Raw genomic sequence first — 15,529 nt, 5'->3', positions numbered from 1 at the left:
TTTAGGAGTTGAGTGCTGGCAAAATCCAACAGTTCTCCTTTCCAAACTAATGATAAGGATGATATTCACATGGAAATCACAGAAGAATTTAAACAGTTAGAGCTGCTACTTGAATTTAATCAATCTGTATCTTCTGAATCAACATTTTCTAATAGTGAACGTTTTGGAACATTTCAAGATAGTATGAGCGCTCCTATTCACCGCTGGTTTAAGTATCCGGCTGGCTTTAGTTATAAATTGGTAGAGGAGCTTATTTCTGACTTTAACCTCAACTCTAAATCCTTAGTAATCGATCCTTTTGCTGGATGTGGAACTACAGCGGTGACTGCTAAGCAAAACGGTATTAACTCTATTGGAATTGAAGCGCATCCTTTTGTATATTGGGTAGCTCAAGCCAAGTGTTTCTGGGAATATGACATGAAAAAACTCCGCCAGAGTATCACCAATTTACTTGCTTACCTCCAGTCCCCACCACCTTTCCCAGGTTCGGATGTTTTGAAAAACTTTCCTGAACTTTTGGGTAAGTGTTACTCTGATGAAAACTTGTGGGTTCTCAAATTTATTCGTGATTCTATAGAGTCATTTGTTTGTACGAAAGAAGAAAAAGATTTCTTGAAAATAGCTCTAACTGATTCATTACGAACAGCATCAAAAGCTGGTACTGGTTGGCCATATATTGCACCTGGCAAATATCACCAAAAGAATGAACAACCAGCTTTAAGAGTATTTGGCGAAACACTCTGGGGAATGTATAAAGATTTAACAATTGTCCAAGCTAACTGTGCTAAAAATCAACCAGAAACTAACATCTTTTTTCGGGATACTCGCCAACCTTATCCCGTAGAAAGAGAGATTGTAGATCTAGCTATCACATCTCCACCTTACTTGAATAACTATGATTATGCAGATCGGACTCGCTTAGAAATGTATTTCTTTGGATTGGCCAATTCTTGGGGAGATATTACTAAGATTGTTCGCAATAAATTGATTATGGCAGCAACAACTCAGGTTCGCAGAAAAGATTTTCATGACACACCTCTTAGTCAAGAGATTCTAGAACTCGATCCGCTTCTTTATAGAGAGATATCAGAAAAAATTTTCAGCCTCTCAAAGGAACGTTTGCAAAAGGGAGGCAAGAAAAGTTATGACCTAATGGTTGCAGGATATTTTAATGATATGATCAAAGTTATTGAACAAGTTTATAAGGTATTAAAGCCGGGTGCGACCTTTGCGTTAGTTTTAGGTGATTCTGCTCCTTATGGAGTTTATATTCCAACTGAAGAATACTTGGGAAGATTGGCACTAACATTAGGGTTTCGCAGCTATCATGTACAGAATCTACGAAATCGTGGAGAAAAATGGAAAAACAATACTCATCGTCATAATCTACTGCTCAAAGAAGGAATATTGTTTCTTAAAAAATAGATTATTTACGGCAATATTTAGAGGATAAACTAATGAGAGAAGTTTCAAATCATGCAAGTGCATTAGGGGAAGCAATTGGCTCAATGCTAGAAGGTGAAATTCATCGAATATTGAAACCAATAGCCGAAGACAAAGGATGTATTTACGTTACAGCGGGAGCTGTCAATCAAAGAACAGGTAGAACAACAAAACTTATTCTGACTGATAATTCTGGAAATGGTTATAATATTGATTCAGTGATTATTAATAATCGTTTCCAGCCTTTGGTAGTTCTGGAGTCTAAATATATCCGCTACAAGAAACATAATAGAGACAAGGCAAGCTGGATTTGTACTGCTCATACTAAACTTCGCGAACGCTACACAACAATACGCAAGTCTATTGCTGTATTGATGGGAAACTGGAGTTATCCCTCAAGAAGATTGCTTGAGAGTTTTGAGGTAGAGTTGTTTCATATATCATTTGACGAGATTTGTAATGTTCTAGCATACCATGATATTCCCTACAATTGGGCAGAAAATAATAGACAGCAAGCCCAAGAATGCTGGATAACTTTTTCCCAGTTGTCACAAACAGACAAGGAAGTGATTGCTGAGGAATTAATAGCAGTAGTTAAAAATGATTTGCGCGAATCTTTGGAAATAGCACTTGATGAAAGTCTGCCCCGTACAGTAAATTCAGTAAGACTTGTAATTACAAGCAACCGAGGGGAAACTTACACTTATAATTTTTCTAATTTGGAGGAAACAGTAACTTTCTTAGCCTCCTACGATCAAGAAAAAGATATGGATACATCAAATTCTCCTGTTCTACTAAGCACCTCAGCACCTTTACCAACAAACTTAGAATTGGCTGAAGTTATTGAGCTTGATGAAGACAAGGAACTTAGCGAACTTGATGAGTAGGAACATCAACTATCAATTTCCCCACTCCTCCTTCTTGACAGTTGCTATTTTTTCCCTTATACTTAAAAATCAGGCAGACAATTTAACCAAACGGTCACAAATACAGGGGCAATTACAGCAACACTCACTAACTATAAATGGGGATCGTTGCTCTACAGTAAAATAGTTATTTGGACAAAACTAATGAGCAAAAAGCTAACAATCGCAGGCATCAGCATCATCTTTTCCCTGTTATTTCCTACAATTACCTTAGCACAGTCAACATTGCAAGATGTTCGGCAAAACGGCGTTCTCAAAGTAGGAATTAGGAAAGATGCTGCTCCTTTCGGCTACACGGAAGGCGACAACTGGAAAGGCATTTGCGTTGAAGGTATGGAACTATTTAGAGCCAGCCTTGAAAAACAATTAAATCGCTCCGTTCGATTAGAAAAACTGGAAACAGTCCTTGATGAATCTTCGCCTCAAGGCCGCTATCGCAGCATCACCAGCAAACGGATATATCTTGAATGTGGCCCTAATACCATCAACAAAAATTCCCCGACTGGGACTGCTTTTTCTCTACCATTTTTGTACAGCGGTACTTATTTAATGGTAAAACCAGAAAATAGGCTCAGAGTCAATCCTTCTGGCTTCCTTCAAGATATAACAATTGGCGTGTTGGGAGATTCTCTCACCCAGCAATTTATAGCTGGACGCTATCAACAAGCAAACCAGAAAATTTATCAAGGACAGTCGGGAAGACAGACAGCCGTAAAAGATGCAGTACAAGGAAAAATAGATGCTTTTGCCAGCGATGGTATCCTGTTAGTAGGAGAAGCATTAAGACAGGGTTTAAATTCAAATCAATATGCTCTAATTCCCGAAAAGCCTTTGACTTGTATTACTTATGGAATGATCGTTCCAGCAAATGATTCTGAATGGAAAGAAACAGTTAATAACTTCATTCGGAATCAGTCAGCGCAAAATCTTTTAGAACGAACCTTTGGGCCAAATTCTCCTCTGATCCCGCTGAGTGTTGTAGACCAAGATAAGTGTATCTGAATAACAGTTAACTGTTAACCGTTAACTGTTAACCGTTAATACTTACTAAGAATGATGCCGCTGTTGCTGGTAGCGACAGTGGCATAATCTCAGCTATAGCGCGATCGCGCCCTCAACTACAAGACCAAACCCGCCGCTAACAGCCATCCAAAATAGCAAATCCTAAAAAAATCTAAAATCTCCCATCCATTACCCCTTAGACTGGATGCAGGAAAATATTTCAACCAGGTTCAGGAGGGTCGGCAGTGACAGAGAATAATTCCTCATCCTCTACCATACCGATCTATTCGCGCAACGAACTGCGGGAATTAGTGCGATCGCAGCTACAGGCATTACTAGAACAAAGCGACCTCAAAGGAGCTAAAGCCATTCTAGTACCCGTCCAGCCTCCTGACATAGCCGAAGCGATCGAAGGCTTGCCAGAAACCATGCAAGTAATCGCCTTCCGCCTACTCTCCAAAGACGAAGCCATCGAAGTCTACGAACACCTCGACTCCAGCGTACAGCAGGCACTCTGCGAAGAATTCAAACGCCAAGAAGTTATCGACATCGTAGATAAAATGTCGCCCGATGACCGAGCGCGACTATTTGACGAACTGCCCGCAACAGTCGTCCGCCGCCTCCTGGCCCAACTCAGCCCAGCCGAACGCCAAGCCACCGCCCTACTTTTAGGTTACGAAGCCGACACCGCAGGGCGGATCATGACCCCAAAATACATCTCCCTCAAAGAAAGTTTCACCATTACCGAAACCCTAGACCGCATACGCACCTTAGCCCCCGCCACCGAAACCATCTATTACCTCTACGTCACCGATGCCGCCAGAAGACTGACCGGTATTCTCACCTTACGAGATTTAGTCACATCACCCCTAGACCAAACCGTAGGCGAAATCATGACCCGCGATACAGTTTGCGTCCAAACCGACACCGATCAAGAAGAAGTAGCCAGACTGATCCAGCGTTACGACTTTCTTGCAGTCCCGGTGGTAGACAGCGAACAGCGTCTCGTCGGCATCATCACCGTTGACGACGTAATTGATATCTTAGAAGAAGAAACCACTGAAGATATTTATGCTTTAGGCGGCCTCCAATCCGGCGGCGACAATTATTTTCAGACAGATTTATTCACCGTTGCCCGCAAGCGAGTTGTTTGGCTATTTGTATTACTGCTGACAAATACCGTCACGGGCACAATTATCCGATCGCAAGAAGACATTTTGCAGCAAGTAGTAGTGCTCGCTGCATTTATTCCCCTACTCACGGGTACAGGGGGTAACGTCGGAGCCCAGTCCTCAACCGTCGTTATTCGCGGCTTAAACACCGACGAAATTAGAGCAATGGGCCCCCTCCAGATAATTTTGCGCGAAGGCATGGCAGGCGCACTACTAGGCTCGATATTGGGCATAGTAGCAACGCTCTGGGCCTATGTTCTTCAAGGGAATTTGCCCGTAGCAATGGCGGTGGGTATTAGTTTATTAGCGATCGCAATCTTAGCCTCTGTTGCCGGTTCCGCCCTCCCCTTCCTATTTCGTTCCTTGGGATTAGACCCCGCCTTAATGTCCGCCCCTTTTATTACCACCGCCGTAGATGTCCTCGGCGTTCTGATTTATTTCGGTACTGCGCGGATGATTTTGCAAATCTAGGAAATGGTTAGTTGTTAGTTGTTAGTTGTTGGTTGTTAGAATGTAAGTTGAGTGAAGCGAAGCATAACCCAAATCTCTTAGCAATTGGCAATTAACAATTAACAATTGATAATTAGCAATTAACAATTAATAATCATCAATCATCAATTACCAATGCGCCATAATCCATCTCGTAATTTCCTAGAAATCACTGAATATGTATCCATAGCTGCTTCAATCTTTGGATTAATTGCGGCTGTGGCTTTCGCTCAGAATATTTATGCAGCAGTACCGATAGTTTTGTCACTTTTGCTAAACCTAATTAACCGCAACAAATTAGAGCGACAAACAAGAGCAACAGCAGCTTCCACCATCGATCGGATTAACCAGCATAGAGCCTCAGTAGAGCAATTGATAGAGCAATTTAAAGTAACAATCACTTCATTAGCTGCCTCTAACCCACAAATAGAACATGATGGTCAAAATACTGAACCAGTAGAAAATTTACAATCTATAGTTTCCGCGATTAAACATCTACGGCAACGAGAAAATATTTTAGAACAAACTATTAAGCTGGTGCAAGCTGAGTTAGAGATAACTAGCAAACAATTTAAACAGCGGCCAGAGTTAGAGCAAGTTGAAAGTTTGACTGCGGTGATATTAGACTTACAACAGTTTATCAATCAATTACCACAGTGGGGAACTTTGCAGCAGCGGCAATTAATAGAGCTTCAGGAAAAAGTAGATACTGCTTTAGCAAATTTATCTGAAGAAATAGGGAATATTCCTAATCAAGTTGAAGTTGCTGTGCAGCGTCAGGTGAAGGGAATTAACCAGGAGTGAGCCGCCAGAATCCCTGCCATTTTTTCCCTTGCTTAATCCACCTCAACGCTCTTGCGATCAGGGTTTAAGTGGTGTTGTCACCCCGTCAGGGCTTTCGTCCGTCCGCTCACACGATGTATTACCCTGCGTGATGGGAGCAAAAGCTTGGTTATCTTGCGTAACTCTGATCAAAAATCGTAAGGCCTCATTAACCGCATCAGCACTAGGAAACATCTCCGCGACATCAGGTTCTAAGCGCACAGTTGTTTTGCCAAAGCTTTTTCTTCCAGAGCCTAACCTTCTGACTTGTAGGCTCTTCAAGTTATACTCTGTCTGCAAATCATCTTCCATTTCTGACTTATCCCTCTTCATAGGTTTCTCGCTCGGTTCGTGTCACTTCTCTGGAACTAATAAGGCGAATTGAATCACATCTTTCGGTATACGAAACAATCAATAATCGCCCTCGGTTCGACTCCCCAACAATAAGATATCGTTCTTCGTCATTAGAGTGATCGGGATCATAGAAATCCACATAGAGAGGATCGTCAAAAACAGTTTTTGCTTCCTCAAATGAGACTCCATGCTTTGATAGATTGCTTGCGGCTTTGTTTTCATTCCACTCAAACTGCATGAGGATATTGTATCACTGTTGTCACCCGTCAGATGCTTAATTTCAACAATAGTAAAATTAGACACAATAAAAAGCGATCGCGCTACTCATGTCTAAATCCTGAACTTGAGTTATAGTATGATTAGGCTTTAATTTTATACTTTTTACAGTCAGGGTGAGAATTTCCTATGACTCTAGCTCGATTGTTGGTAAGATTATCGATTTTTAGCACGGTTTTAGCAGGTGCATCATTTATCCCCGGAATGTTGCCAGCTACAGTAATGGTAGGGGGAATGGCACTCGCCAGCGATCCAATTAAAACTATCTTTACTGCTTTAGCCAGTGTTTCAGGGGGGAATGTGGCGAATGCGGTAGATGCTTTAACAGGAGGAAAACCCGATCCTTTATCATTGGAAAATGAGGATTTAACGAAGGCGGTAGGAAGGGCGATCGGTGCTGTAATTAAAGAAGCAGCTAAAGATTACAATCGAGATATTAGCCATAAATTAACTCAAATTGCAGTTAAAGCTGAGAATAATTGGTTAGAAATTGCAAGACGGGAAATATCTAAGCATAGTTATCAAGAGTTGATGGAAAATCAACTTGATGAATTTTTGACCGCCGAAGGTGAATCTTTAACTAAAAAAACTGCCTTAATGGTAGAAACATGGGAAGATATTTTTGCTTTGCTAAATATGGCGGCTAAAGCTGGCGGTGGGTTTCAGTTAGATTCAGATGTACATCAACAAATTGCTACTTTATTATATACCAAATTCCCTGAAAAATTGCGAGAAGTATTAAAGGATGATTTTGAACGTAATGGTAAGGCTTATGCTGGGTTAACTTTGTCGTTGTTGACAGATATTAAGGCGAAATTAAATCAACAGGAAGAAACTAATCAGCAAATTATTCAATTACTTGAAAGTCGCTTTGCTGAGGTTCGGGGCTACCTCAAACCGGAGGACTTTACTCCGGTAGTATGGAGGGAAATTAGTCGGCGAATGTTTGCAGAACGCGAACAGAAAACCACAACCAGCTTTTTTGATAAAATCGCTGGTTTTACTCCCAATTTTGATGATATTTATGTACCTCTTGCCTTAGTAGAAAAGCAAGTTAAACCTCAAGCTGAAGCTAATATTACTCCTGAAACTGGATCGGCGGCCTATCGGGAAAAACCAACTCAGGAAATAGAAACTAAAATTAGTGAAGATGACTTTTTTAATCTCTTGAGAAGTGGGAAAAGCCCGAAAAGTCAAGGGCGCAGAATTGCCATTATTGGGGAACCGGGGGCGGGGAAAACTACGCGGTTACAAAAAATTGCTAAGTGGATTTTTGAGGAAAATTTGGGTTTGCCAATTTGGATCGATCTGCGGGAGTTGGGTGGTAAATCAATTGAGCAATATTTAAAAGAAACTTGGTTATTTAAGGCGACGGGAATTGAGAGTCATTGGCAAGGTTTAATTGCACAATTTAACCAGGGGCAAGTTTGGTTATTATTAGATGGTTTAGATGAAATGACTGCCATGGCTAATTCTCAGGAGTTGCTGAAATTACAGGGATGGGTAAGTAAGGCGCGGGTAATTGTTAGTTGTCGGACGAATGTTTGGGATGGCGGAAGTTTCGGAAATAGCGATTACGATCTATTTCGGAATCAGGATTTTGCGCCGGAACAAGTGCAGGCATTTATTAGGAATTGGTTTGAACAGGCGAAACACCCGCAGGTAGGGGAATTTTTGTTAGGAAAGTTGGCGCAACCGGAACATCAACGCCTTGCGGATTTGATTAGAAATCCTTTGCGGTTAACTCTGTTTTGTTTGAATGGTTTGGCATATCAGGAAAAGGGCGGTTTACCGGAGACGCAAGCCGCACTTTATGAAGCTTTTGTTGAGCAGTTTTACTTGGCGAATAATGCGAAAAATCAACCGGATTTGCGGACGGATAAAAATCAGCAAGGGGAGTTAAATAAAGTGTTGGCTGAGTTGTCGCTGTGGGCGATGACTCGGAGTAGTTCGCGTTTTTTAATTCGCCCTAGTGAGTTGTCGCCAGAATTAAAGCAAAAATTGGGCGGCGAAGATGTAAATAATTGGTTAGTCTGTCGGTTGGGTTGGTTGAATTGCGTCGGTGTCGATCCGCAAAATCCGCAGCAGTGGGTTTATGGGTTTTATCATGCTACGTTTCAGGAGTATTTTGCGGCCTTGGGGGTAAAAAATGGTTGGTGTTTCTTTGAGGGGAATCGCATTTTTGATCGGGAATGGAAACAGATAATTTTGCTGTGGTTGGGGCGTAAGGATGTTAGTCATTCGGGGCGTAAGAATGTTAGTGATGAGCAGAAAGAGGAGTTGATTCAGGCTTTGATTGAGTTTGAGGATGGGTGTGGGGAATGGCATCAAGAGGAGGTGGATAAAGGTTTTTATGAGTATCGCGCCTATTTTTTAGCAGCGGCGGGGATTGTTGAGTTTAAGTTTGGTAAGTCTGAGGAGATTGTTAATCAAATTGTGCGTTGGGGTTTTGGTTATTTTAATGAAGAAAAACAGAAATGGGTGACATATCTCGATCCTCTAACTGCTTCAGCAAGAGAGGTATTAAAAGAGACGAATAGGGGAAGGGCAATCGAACTTTTAGTCAATTTACTAGCAAATTCTGACGATGAATATACTCGTAGGCAAGCAGCTTATAGCTTAGGTAAAATCGATCCCGGCAACCAAGAGGCAATCGCAGCTTTAGTCAATTTACTGGAAACTACTGAGGATGAAAATATCCGTAGGCAAACAACCTATAGCTTAGGTAAAATCGGCCCCAGCAACCAAGAGGAGATCGTAAATTTAGTCAATTTACTAGCAAATTCTAACGATGAATTTACCCGTAGGCAAACAGCCTATAGCTTGGGTGAAATCGGCACCGGCAACCCAGAGGCGATCACATCTTTAGTCAATTTACTGGCAACTACTGAGGATGAAGATACCCGTTGGGAAGCAGCCTATAGCTTGGGTAAAATCGGCATCGGCAACGAAAAGGCGATCGCAGATTTAGTCGATTTACTGGCAACTACTAAGAATAAAAACATTCGTATGGAAGCAGCCTATAGCTTGGGTAAAATCATAGAAACTAACGAACAATATGCCTATGTTGTCTCGCAATTGCAACCCCATCTCAGCGATGAAACTTACCAAAACAACTTCGAGCTATTTGACAATTGTTACCACGTCCTCTGGCAATGCGCCCAAAATCTCCCCTATCACCAATTCTATCAACTCTGGAACCAGCAACCCCACCCGGCAACCCTACCCCTGGGCCAAAGATTAAAAAACCATCCTCCCCTCAACCAATATCAATGGCTGTTAATTGATGGCAGTAAATTCATCGACAGAGACAACCCCGCCCTAGATATTTATGGTCAAATGCTGGCGGCAAACTATCCAGAAAGCAGCCAAAAACTACCGGAAACTATGCAGCTATTCGGATTCTACTGGAGTCAATTGCAACGGAATCAAACCGCCCCCATTTTAATCTTTTATGAAGACCCCGCGCCGCGCTTACCCCAAGGTTTTAGCAAAGTTTTTCTCACAGCATTAAGTCGGTTAGCAGGTAAGATTTGCGTCATTAGTAATGAAGTAGATTTGTGTGTGAAAACCTTTGCACCGAGTCATCCGAATTTAGAAAAAGAGATTTGCCAATGGATAGAGGAATAATCTAGGAAGTACGCAGTGTTTTTTTAAAATTAGTACAATTCTAAGCAATGCAAACTTGAGTTATTGAGAAATGTATGAATCACCTCTACCCCAGAACGAAGTAGAGATCCAACCTGCTTTGTCGGTGCATTCCCACAGCGTAGCCATATAACTTTAGGTGGTGAACCATACAACCTACTTCTTTCCGCAAAATCCACATCTTGAGTAACGATGCAAAAGTCATTTATTTTAGCAAATTCCCAGATAGCCGTATCACTTTGTTCTTCCATATCGTGAAACTGAACATGACTGGAATCTGGGAAAATATCTGCTAATTGAGTCACTAGCTTACGGCTCAAATTTTGGTCAAAAAGCAGTTTCAAGCAGCACCTACCGAAGCAACTAAACGATGTTCGCGGTCAGCAGCAAACTCCAAACAAGCTCTAATATCCTCTTCTGTTAATTCAGGAAAATCATCTAAAATCTCTCCATGAGACATCCCCGCCGCCAACCAACCGAGAACATCATAAACAGTTATTCGCATCCGTCGAATACAAGGTTTACCGCCTCGCTTATCTGGTTCAATCGTAATAATATCGCGATAGTTCATGGTAGTTTATAGATTATAGAAATAGGATAGCAGATATAGCACGGATAGTAAAGACTTACGAAACACCAGTATAGCTCTCTTTAACCTGCTGGGGGTTTCAACCCCTGGCGGTTGTTGCAACAGGTGTAAGATATAAGTTAAAAAGGAGTTGCAATTATGCAGACAGAAATCAAATTACTTGATGTAGTTGCCCTCACCGAAGATTTACCCGACAAAAAAGTATATCGCGGTCAAGTAGGAACTATAGTTGAGTTACTAGCTGAGGGTGTTTTTTTAGTAGAATTTAGCGATAATCAGGGGCATACTTATGCCATGCTTTCACTGAAAAGTGAACAACTAATGGTATTATATGATGAACCGATCGAACTACAAGTAGCTTAATCTGTAATATTAATATGAGGCCAGAAGATATCAGGGAAATTAACAGAAGACAACCCTTTCAACCCTATCGCATTCATATTACTGGTGGAAAGACTTATGAAATTAACCACCCCGATCGAGTATTTGTGTTGCGATCGCGCTTAATTGTAGGCGTTGGCGGTGATAATGATATCCCCGATGGAACTGAGCATATTTCCTTAATTAATATTGTCAGAATTGAGGATTTAACCGCTGTAAATGCTGATTCCTAACTAAAATTAGACAAAATAAAAAGCGATCGCCCCTTTTTTCCAAAAAGCGATCGCCAACATCAGTTACTAGATATCAGTTGCAAAGAGCTAGCATAATCTAACCAATAACAACCCAAAAAACAAATGCACCCAACACCATTTCCCTTCTAGAAATCTTGGGGTAACAAAGAACTCAAGCGATCCAACAAAGGGTCAGGCTCCCGACGCGAAGCCTCAACCTCAGCATCCGGCTCTACAGCAAAATGCTCCTGCGGTTGAGGCTCCACCCGTTTAGACTCTACCGCCATTGCAACTTGGGCAAACTTAGTATTGACACTTGCCTGCAACTGTTCTAGCTGTTCGCTAAGTTTAGTCAAATGACGTTCCAACCCCTCCACACGGCTCATTTCCTCAGCAGAAACATTGAGTTCAAACTCACCAAACTTGAGCTGAAGTTCAGCAATCCGCTGTTCCAACCGTTGAAAACTAGGAGTAGGCTGAGCAGACTCAGAAACAGATAAAAACTGCCACAAAGCCTGCTTGCAGAGATTGCTGAAAGTTTGATACTGAGTCAGGACTAACTCTTTTTCGATAGCCGCCAACAAAGTTTGATCCGCAGCATCCTCCGTAAACGCCACCGAGAAATTCCCCTTATTTTTTGCCCAGAGTGCCATAGCGTTCAAGCCTTATTCCGTTACTTATTTCAATGTAGCTAGCTGGGCCTCTGCATAGATATACTGTCCCAAAGCATTAGCTTCGCGCGTCGGCTTAGCCAAGTGAGCCTTAAGATTAGCCTCTTCCACCAGTGGTTTAAGAACTTCCCAGAAAAATTCACCACCGCCACCAGTGAAAACAACATCAGTTACCCGCTCTGGCAGCCATTCCATCAATCGCTCAGAAAGCTCAGTAGCAAAACTTTTACGCAGCGTAGGCAGAATTTCATCTAAATTAATCTGCTTATTCGAGCCTCTTGGCCTGTAGAAGCGCTTACCCTCTTCTTTGTGAACAGATTCCAGCAGCGACAGAGATTGAGGATCTGCCTTACCTCCAGTCTTGGCAATCACTTGTTCAGTAACTTGTTCGTAGAACTTGTTCATCGCCAAAGAATCGCTCTTGGAAACCGCCCGCGCAAAACGGAAACGGTCTACCATCAGAAAATCAGTAGTTTGGTGTCCAATATCCACAACAGCTACCGACAACTCCGGCAACTCCGGCGAAAATTCCTTGCTGTCCTGAGCTTCGCACCAGATTAAACTACCAAACCCTTCCGGCATTACCCAAACCTGGCGAATGTCAATCTCAACGCGATTGCCTCGATAAACCAGAACATGGGGAGCCTTTAGTTGGCTAATAATCTGTTCCTTTTCTTTCTCAAACTGCTCCTGGGAATAGAAAGGCAGACCCAGCACAACAGCCAACTCGCCCTTCATCTGAAAGTATCCGACACAGGAAAAAACCTTGACCAGTGCATCTACTACCTTAGATTGGTCAGCGGTGCCGAGATGAGCGCCAAAGTCCGCAGCCAGTTGACCGATCGCGTACCCGTTACCTTGGTACTCTAGCCACATATCCAACAGAGGGTCTGTAGCTTTAGACTCAAAACTACCGCCTCGCACCTTCTCAACTGACTCCTTGGCAACATTAGACGGGATGAAAACCACGCCATTAGGATTGCGGCTCACACAAGCTTTAGTGGCTGTCCGGCCCAAGTCAGCGCTGAGAATGTTTTTAGTCGAATCAGCTACCTGTCTGGCGAGCATAGCTGGATTAGGAACAAGCTGTCTAGTTGTTGTCATTATAAATGTGTTACCTCACTGAGCCTCACCATTATCATGCCTTATCCCTTGACACTGCCAGAGTTAAAAGCAGCAAGTTTTGTGGCGATTCTTATAACTTTACCCAGATCGGCTTTCAATTGAGCATCGGATCTTCAATTCTCCTGTGTTCCCTCACTCAATATCTCCCCCGCCCCCCGCTCCTCTACTCCCCCGCTTGCTCTAAAACCTATTGTTAAGTTAAATTTAGTTAAGATTCTGAGTGTTAAGTTCCGCTGCACTTCCCCAGCGCTGCGCTTTTATCTGATTTATCCACTCTTAGAGCTAATTGCATTTATGAAAATAACGTGGAAAACTGCACTACTTTGGACTTTACCAGCTTTAGTCATCGGGTTTTTTCTGTGGCAAGGGGCTTTTGCAGCTTCTCCCACAGATATGAGCAAGAATACTGCTAGTACCCGGATGAGCTACGGCAGATTCTTGGAATACCTTAACGCCAGTCGAGTCACTAGCGTTGACCTCTATGAAGGAGGCCGCACGGCTATTGTCGAGGCGATCGATCCCGAACTAGACAATCACGTACAGCGGTGGCGGGTAGATTTGCCAGCAAGTGCCCCTGAATTAATTTCTCAGCTCAGAAATTCTAATATTGCTTTTGATACTCACCCTACGCGCAACGACAGCGCACTTTGGAGCTTGGTAGGAAATTTAGTTTTCCCGATTCTGTTGATCGCAGGCCTGTTTTTTCTCTTCCGCCGCAGCAATAATGTCCCTGGTGGGCCTGGTCAAGCGATGAATTTCGGCAAATCTAAGGCTCGTTTTCAGATGGAGGCGAAAACGGGTGTTGTCTTCAGTGATGTGGCTGGAGTTGAAGAAGCTAAAGAAGAACTGGAAGAAGTGGTGACATTTCTGAAAAAGCCGGAACGCTTTACTGCTATTGGCGCGAAGATTCCTAAAGGTGTGTTGCTTGTCGGCCCTCCCGGAACTGGTAAAACTTTATTGGCAAAGGCGATCGCAGGTGAAGCGGGTGTTCCTTTCTTCAGTATCTCTGGTTCGGAATTTGTGGAGATGTTTGTCGGTGTTGGTGCTTCCCGCGTTCGGGACTTGTTTAAGAAGGCTAAGGAAAATGCCCCTTGTATTATCTTTATTGATGAAATTGATGCTGTAGGTCGTCAACGGGGTGCAGGTATTGGCGGCGGTAACGATGAGCGCGAACAGACTCTCAACCAATTGCTGACGGAAATGGACGGTTTTGAGGGCAATACTGGGATTATTATTATTGCGGCTACTAACCGCCCTGATGTGCTTGACTCCGCTTTGCTGCGTCCGGGTCGGTTCGATCGCCAGGTTTCGGTGGATACGCCGGATATTAAGGGTCGCTTAGAAATCTTAGAGGTTCACGCTCGTAATAAGAAATTGGGTGTGGATATTTCTCTGGATGCGATCGCCCGTCGTACTCCTGGTTTTACTGGTGCTGATTTGGCAAATTTGCTCAATGAAGCGGCGATTTTAACCGCTCGTCGTCGCAAAGAAGCGATTACGATGTTGGAGGTTGACGACGCTGTAGACCGCGTTGTGGCGGGTATGGAAGGTACTCCTCTGGTTGATAGTAAGAGTAAGCGATTGATCGCTTATCACGAAATTGGCCATGCGATCGTGGGTACGATTATTAAAGCTCATGATCCGGTACAGAAGGTGACTTTAGTTCCTCGCGGACAAGCACGGGGTTTGACTTGGTTTATGCCAAGTGAAGACCAAGGATTGATTTCGCGATCGCAAATTCTCGCCCGGATTATGGGCGCTTTAGGTGGCCGCGCCGCCGAAGAAGTCGTTTTCGGGGATGCTGAAGTTACTACTGGTGCAGGTAACGATTTGCAGCAGGTAACGGGAATGGCCCGCCAAATGGTAACTCGCTTTGGGATGTCTGACTTAGGGCCGATGTCTCTGGAAGCACAACAGAGTGAAATCTTTTTGGGTCGTGACTACACAGCGCGATCGGAGTATTCTGAGGAAATCGCCTCTCGCATTGATGGTCAAGTCCGGTCAATTGTCGATCATTGCTATAACGAAGCCCGCCGAATTATCCGCGAAAATCGCACAGTAATTGACCGTTTAGTTGACCTGTTGATCGAGAAAGAAACGATCGACGGTGAAGAGTTCCGCCAAATAGTTGCTGAGTACACTTTTGTTCCTGAAAAAGAGCAATATGTACCTCAGTTGTAGAATGTTTTGAGTTGTAAGGGCGAGTTTCGCAGATGATAATTTGCAGATAAGTTGTGTACAAAACTAGCCCTTACGCTCTAAATTAGTAAACGTAACGCCGCCCTCTGGGCGGTAATTGGCCGCAGCGAGGGCAGCGTTACTATATCTTCCTTCTAGCTTCTACTGATTCCCCTGAATTAAATCTACGATCAAATCAAAACGAAAATTATTCACTAAA

Annotated in this window: 15 protein-coding genes; 9 read left to right on the top strand and 6 right to left on the bottom strand. The window is 43.0% G+C overall.

Annotated features, from left to right (window positions below; all coding sequences use genetic code 11):
* Positions 1-69 precede the first annotated feature (69 nt).
* The 5 genes from PY364_RS14415 to PY364_RS14395 all read left to right on the top strand — a co-directional run bounded on the left by PY364_RS14415 (position 70) and on the right by PY364_RS14395 (position 5,836).
* Positions 70-1,425 (top strand): DNA methyltransferase, encoded by a 1,356-nt coding sequence (locus tag PY364_RS14415; protein ID WP_275523479.1) that lies wholly within the window; start codon positions 70-72, stop codon positions 1,423-1,425.
* A gap of 32 nt (positions 1,426-1,457) precedes the next feature.
* Complete coding sequence (locus PY364_RS14410; protein WP_275523477.1) at positions 1,458-2,330, top strand: hypothetical protein; 873 nt, start codon at positions 1,458-1,460, stop codon at positions 2,328-2,330.
* Between the two features lie 183 nt (positions 2,331-2,513).
* Complete coding sequence (locus tag PY364_RS14405) at positions 2,514-3,371, top strand: amino acid ABC transporter substrate-binding protein (RefSeq protein ID WP_275523476.1); 858 nt, start codon at positions 2,514-2,516, stop codon at positions 3,369-3,371.
* Positions 3,372-3,616: 245 nt separating this feature from the next.
* Complete coding sequence (mgtE, locus tag PY364_RS14400; protein WP_275523474.1) at positions 3,617-5,014, top strand: magnesium transporter; 1,398 nt, start codon at positions 3,617-3,619, stop codon at positions 5,012-5,014.
* Between the two features lie 153 nt (positions 5,015-5,167).
* Entirely contained in the window at positions 5,168-5,836 is a 669-nt protein-coding gene (locus tag PY364_RS14395) for a hypothetical protein (RefSeq protein WP_275523473.1), read from the top strand.
* A gap of 57 nt (positions 5,837-5,893) precedes the next feature.
* Here PY364_RS14395 and PY364_RS14390 read toward each other — a convergent pair whose 3' ends face one another.
* Positions 5,894-6,187, bottom strand: a complete 294-nt coding sequence (locus PY364_RS14390) for a hypothetical protein (protein ID WP_275523471.1) — start codon at positions 6,185-6,187, stop codon at positions 5,894-5,896.
* Positions 6,174-6,446 carry a BrnT family toxin gene (locus PY364_RS14385; RefSeq protein ID WP_275523469.1) on the bottom strand — a complete coding sequence of 91 codons (273 nt, stop codon included), beginning with the start codon at positions 6,444-6,446 and terminating at the stop codon, positions 6,174-6,176. Before PY364_RS14385 ends, PY364_RS14390 begins: the two co-directional genes overlap by 14 nt.
* Positions 6,447-6,613: 167 nt before the next feature.
* On the opposite strand from PY364_RS14385, the gene PY364_RS14380 reads away from it, so the two are divergent.
* Positions 6,614-10,114 carry a HEAT repeat domain-containing protein gene (locus tag PY364_RS14380; RefSeq protein ID WP_275523467.1) on the top strand — a complete coding sequence of 1,167 codons (3,501 nt, stop codon included), beginning with the start codon at positions 6,614-6,616 and terminating at the stop codon, positions 10,112-10,114.
* A gap of 29 nt (positions 10,115-10,143) precedes the next feature.
* Here the strand turns inward: PY364_RS14380 and PY364_RS14375 are convergent, their stop codons facing one another.
* Complete coding sequence (locus PY364_RS14375; protein ID WP_275523465.1) at positions 10,144-10,476, bottom strand: DUF5615 family PIN-like protein; 333 nt, start codon at positions 10,474-10,476, stop codon at positions 10,144-10,146.
* Entirely contained in the window at positions 10,473-10,703 is a 231-nt protein-coding gene (locus PY364_RS14370; RefSeq protein ID WP_275523463.1) for a DUF433 domain-containing protein, read from the bottom strand. The genes PY364_RS14375 and PY364_RS14370 overlap by 4 nt, the downstream gene beginning before the upstream one ends.
* 156 nt (positions 10,704-10,859) lie before the next feature.
* Here PY364_RS14370 and PY364_RS14365 point away from each other — a divergent pair, with 156 nt between their 5' ends.
* Entirely contained in the window at positions 10,860-11,084 is a 225-nt protein-coding gene (locus tag PY364_RS14365; RefSeq protein WP_275523461.1) for a DUF4926 domain-containing protein, read from the top strand.
* 14 nt (positions 11,085-11,098) lie between these two features.
* A complete protein-coding gene (locus PY364_RS14360; protein ID WP_275523460.1) occupies positions 11,099-11,335 on the top strand; it encodes a hypothetical protein in 237 nt (78 codons plus the stop codon).
* Positions 11,336-11,481: 146 nt separating this feature from the next.
* On the opposite strand, the gene PY364_RS14355 is transcribed toward PY364_RS14360, so the two are convergent.
* Together PY364_RS14355 and PY364_RS14350 are read right to left on the bottom strand one after the other, a co-directional pair.
* Positions 11,482-11,988: a hypothetical protein gene (locus PY364_RS14355; protein ID WP_275523458.1), complete on the bottom strand. Its 507-nt coding sequence runs from the start codon at positions 11,986-11,988 to the stop codon at positions 11,482-11,484.
* Between the two features lie 24 nt (positions 11,989-12,012).
* Complete coding sequence (locus PY364_RS14350; protein ID WP_275523456.1) at positions 12,013-13,110, bottom strand: ParM/StbA family protein; 1,098 nt, start codon at positions 13,108-13,110, stop codon at positions 12,013-12,015.
* A 315-nt stretch (positions 13,111-13,425) separates the two neighbouring features.
* Here PY364_RS14350 and ftsH2 point away from each other — a divergent pair, with 315 nt between their 5' ends.
* Positions 13,426-15,312 (top strand): ATP-dependent zinc metalloprotease FtsH2, encoded by a 1,887-nt coding sequence (ftsH2, locus tag PY364_RS14345; RefSeq protein WP_275523454.1) that lies wholly within the window; start codon positions 13,426-13,428, stop codon positions 15,310-15,312.
* The last annotated feature ends 217 nt before the right edge of the window (positions 15,313-15,529 follow it).

This window comes from Kamptonema sp. UHCC 0994, assembly GCF_029167235.1.
Taxonomy (GTDB): domain Bacteria; phylum Cyanobacteriota; class Cyanobacteriia; order Cyanobacteriales; family Microcoleaceae; genus Kamptonema.
Note: the sequence above shows the minus strand (reverse complement) of the source record. Positions and strands in the feature narration are given on the sequence as shown.

What these genes read in the sequence shown, in the direction of transcription:
- PY364_RS14365 (WP_275523461.1), top strand. Translation starts at nt 10,860, where the DNA reads ATGCAGACAGAAATCAAATTACTTGATGTAGTTGCCCTCACCGAAGAT.
- PY364_RS14385 (WP_275523469.1), bottom strand. Translation starts at nt 6,446, where the DNA reads ATGCAGTTTGAGTGGAATGAAAACAAAGCCGCAAGCAATCTATCAAAG.
- PY364_RS14415 (WP_275523479.1), top strand. Translation starts at nt 70, where the DNA reads ATGGAAATCACAGAAGAATTTAAACAGTTAGAGCTGCTACTTGAATTT.
- PY364_RS14360 (WP_275523460.1), top strand. Translation starts at nt 11,099, where the DNA reads ATGAGGCCAGAAGATATCAGGGAAATTAACAGAAGACAACCCTTTCAA.
- PY364_RS14405 (WP_275523476.1), top strand. Translation starts at nt 2,514, where the DNA reads ATGAGCAAAAAGCTAACAATCGCAGGCATCAGCATCATCTTTTCCCTG.
- ftsH2 (WP_275523454.1), top strand. Translation starts at nt 13,426, where the DNA reads ATGAAAATAACGTGGAAAACTGCACTACTTTGGACTTTACCAGCTTTA.
- PY364_RS14355 (WP_275523458.1), bottom strand. Translation starts at nt 11,988, where the DNA reads ATGGCACTCTGGGCAAAAAATAAGGGGAATTTCTCGGTGGCGTTTACG.
- PY364_RS14395 (WP_275523473.1), top strand. Translation starts at nt 5,168, where the DNA reads ATGCGCCATAATCCATCTCGTAATTTCCTAGAAATCACTGAATATGTA.
- PY364_RS14390 (WP_275523471.1), bottom strand. Translation starts at nt 6,187, where the DNA reads ATGAAGAGGGATAAGTCAGAAATGGAAGATGATTTGCAGACAGAGTAT.
- PY364_RS14380 (WP_275523467.1), top strand. Translation starts at nt 6,614, where the DNA reads ATGACTCTAGCTCGATTGTTGGTAAGATTATCGATTTTTAGCACGGTT.
- PY364_RS14410 (WP_275523477.1), top strand. Translation starts at nt 1,458, where the DNA reads ATGAGAGAAGTTTCAAATCATGCAAGTGCATTAGGGGAAGCAATTGGC.
- PY364_RS14350 (WP_275523456.1), bottom strand. Translation starts at nt 13,110, where the DNA reads ATGACAACAACTAGACAGCTTGTTCCTAATCCAGCTATGCTCGCCAGA.
- PY364_RS14370 (WP_275523463.1), bottom strand. Translation starts at nt 10,703, where the DNA reads ATGAACTATCGCGATATTATTACGATTGAACCAGATAAGCGAGGCGGT.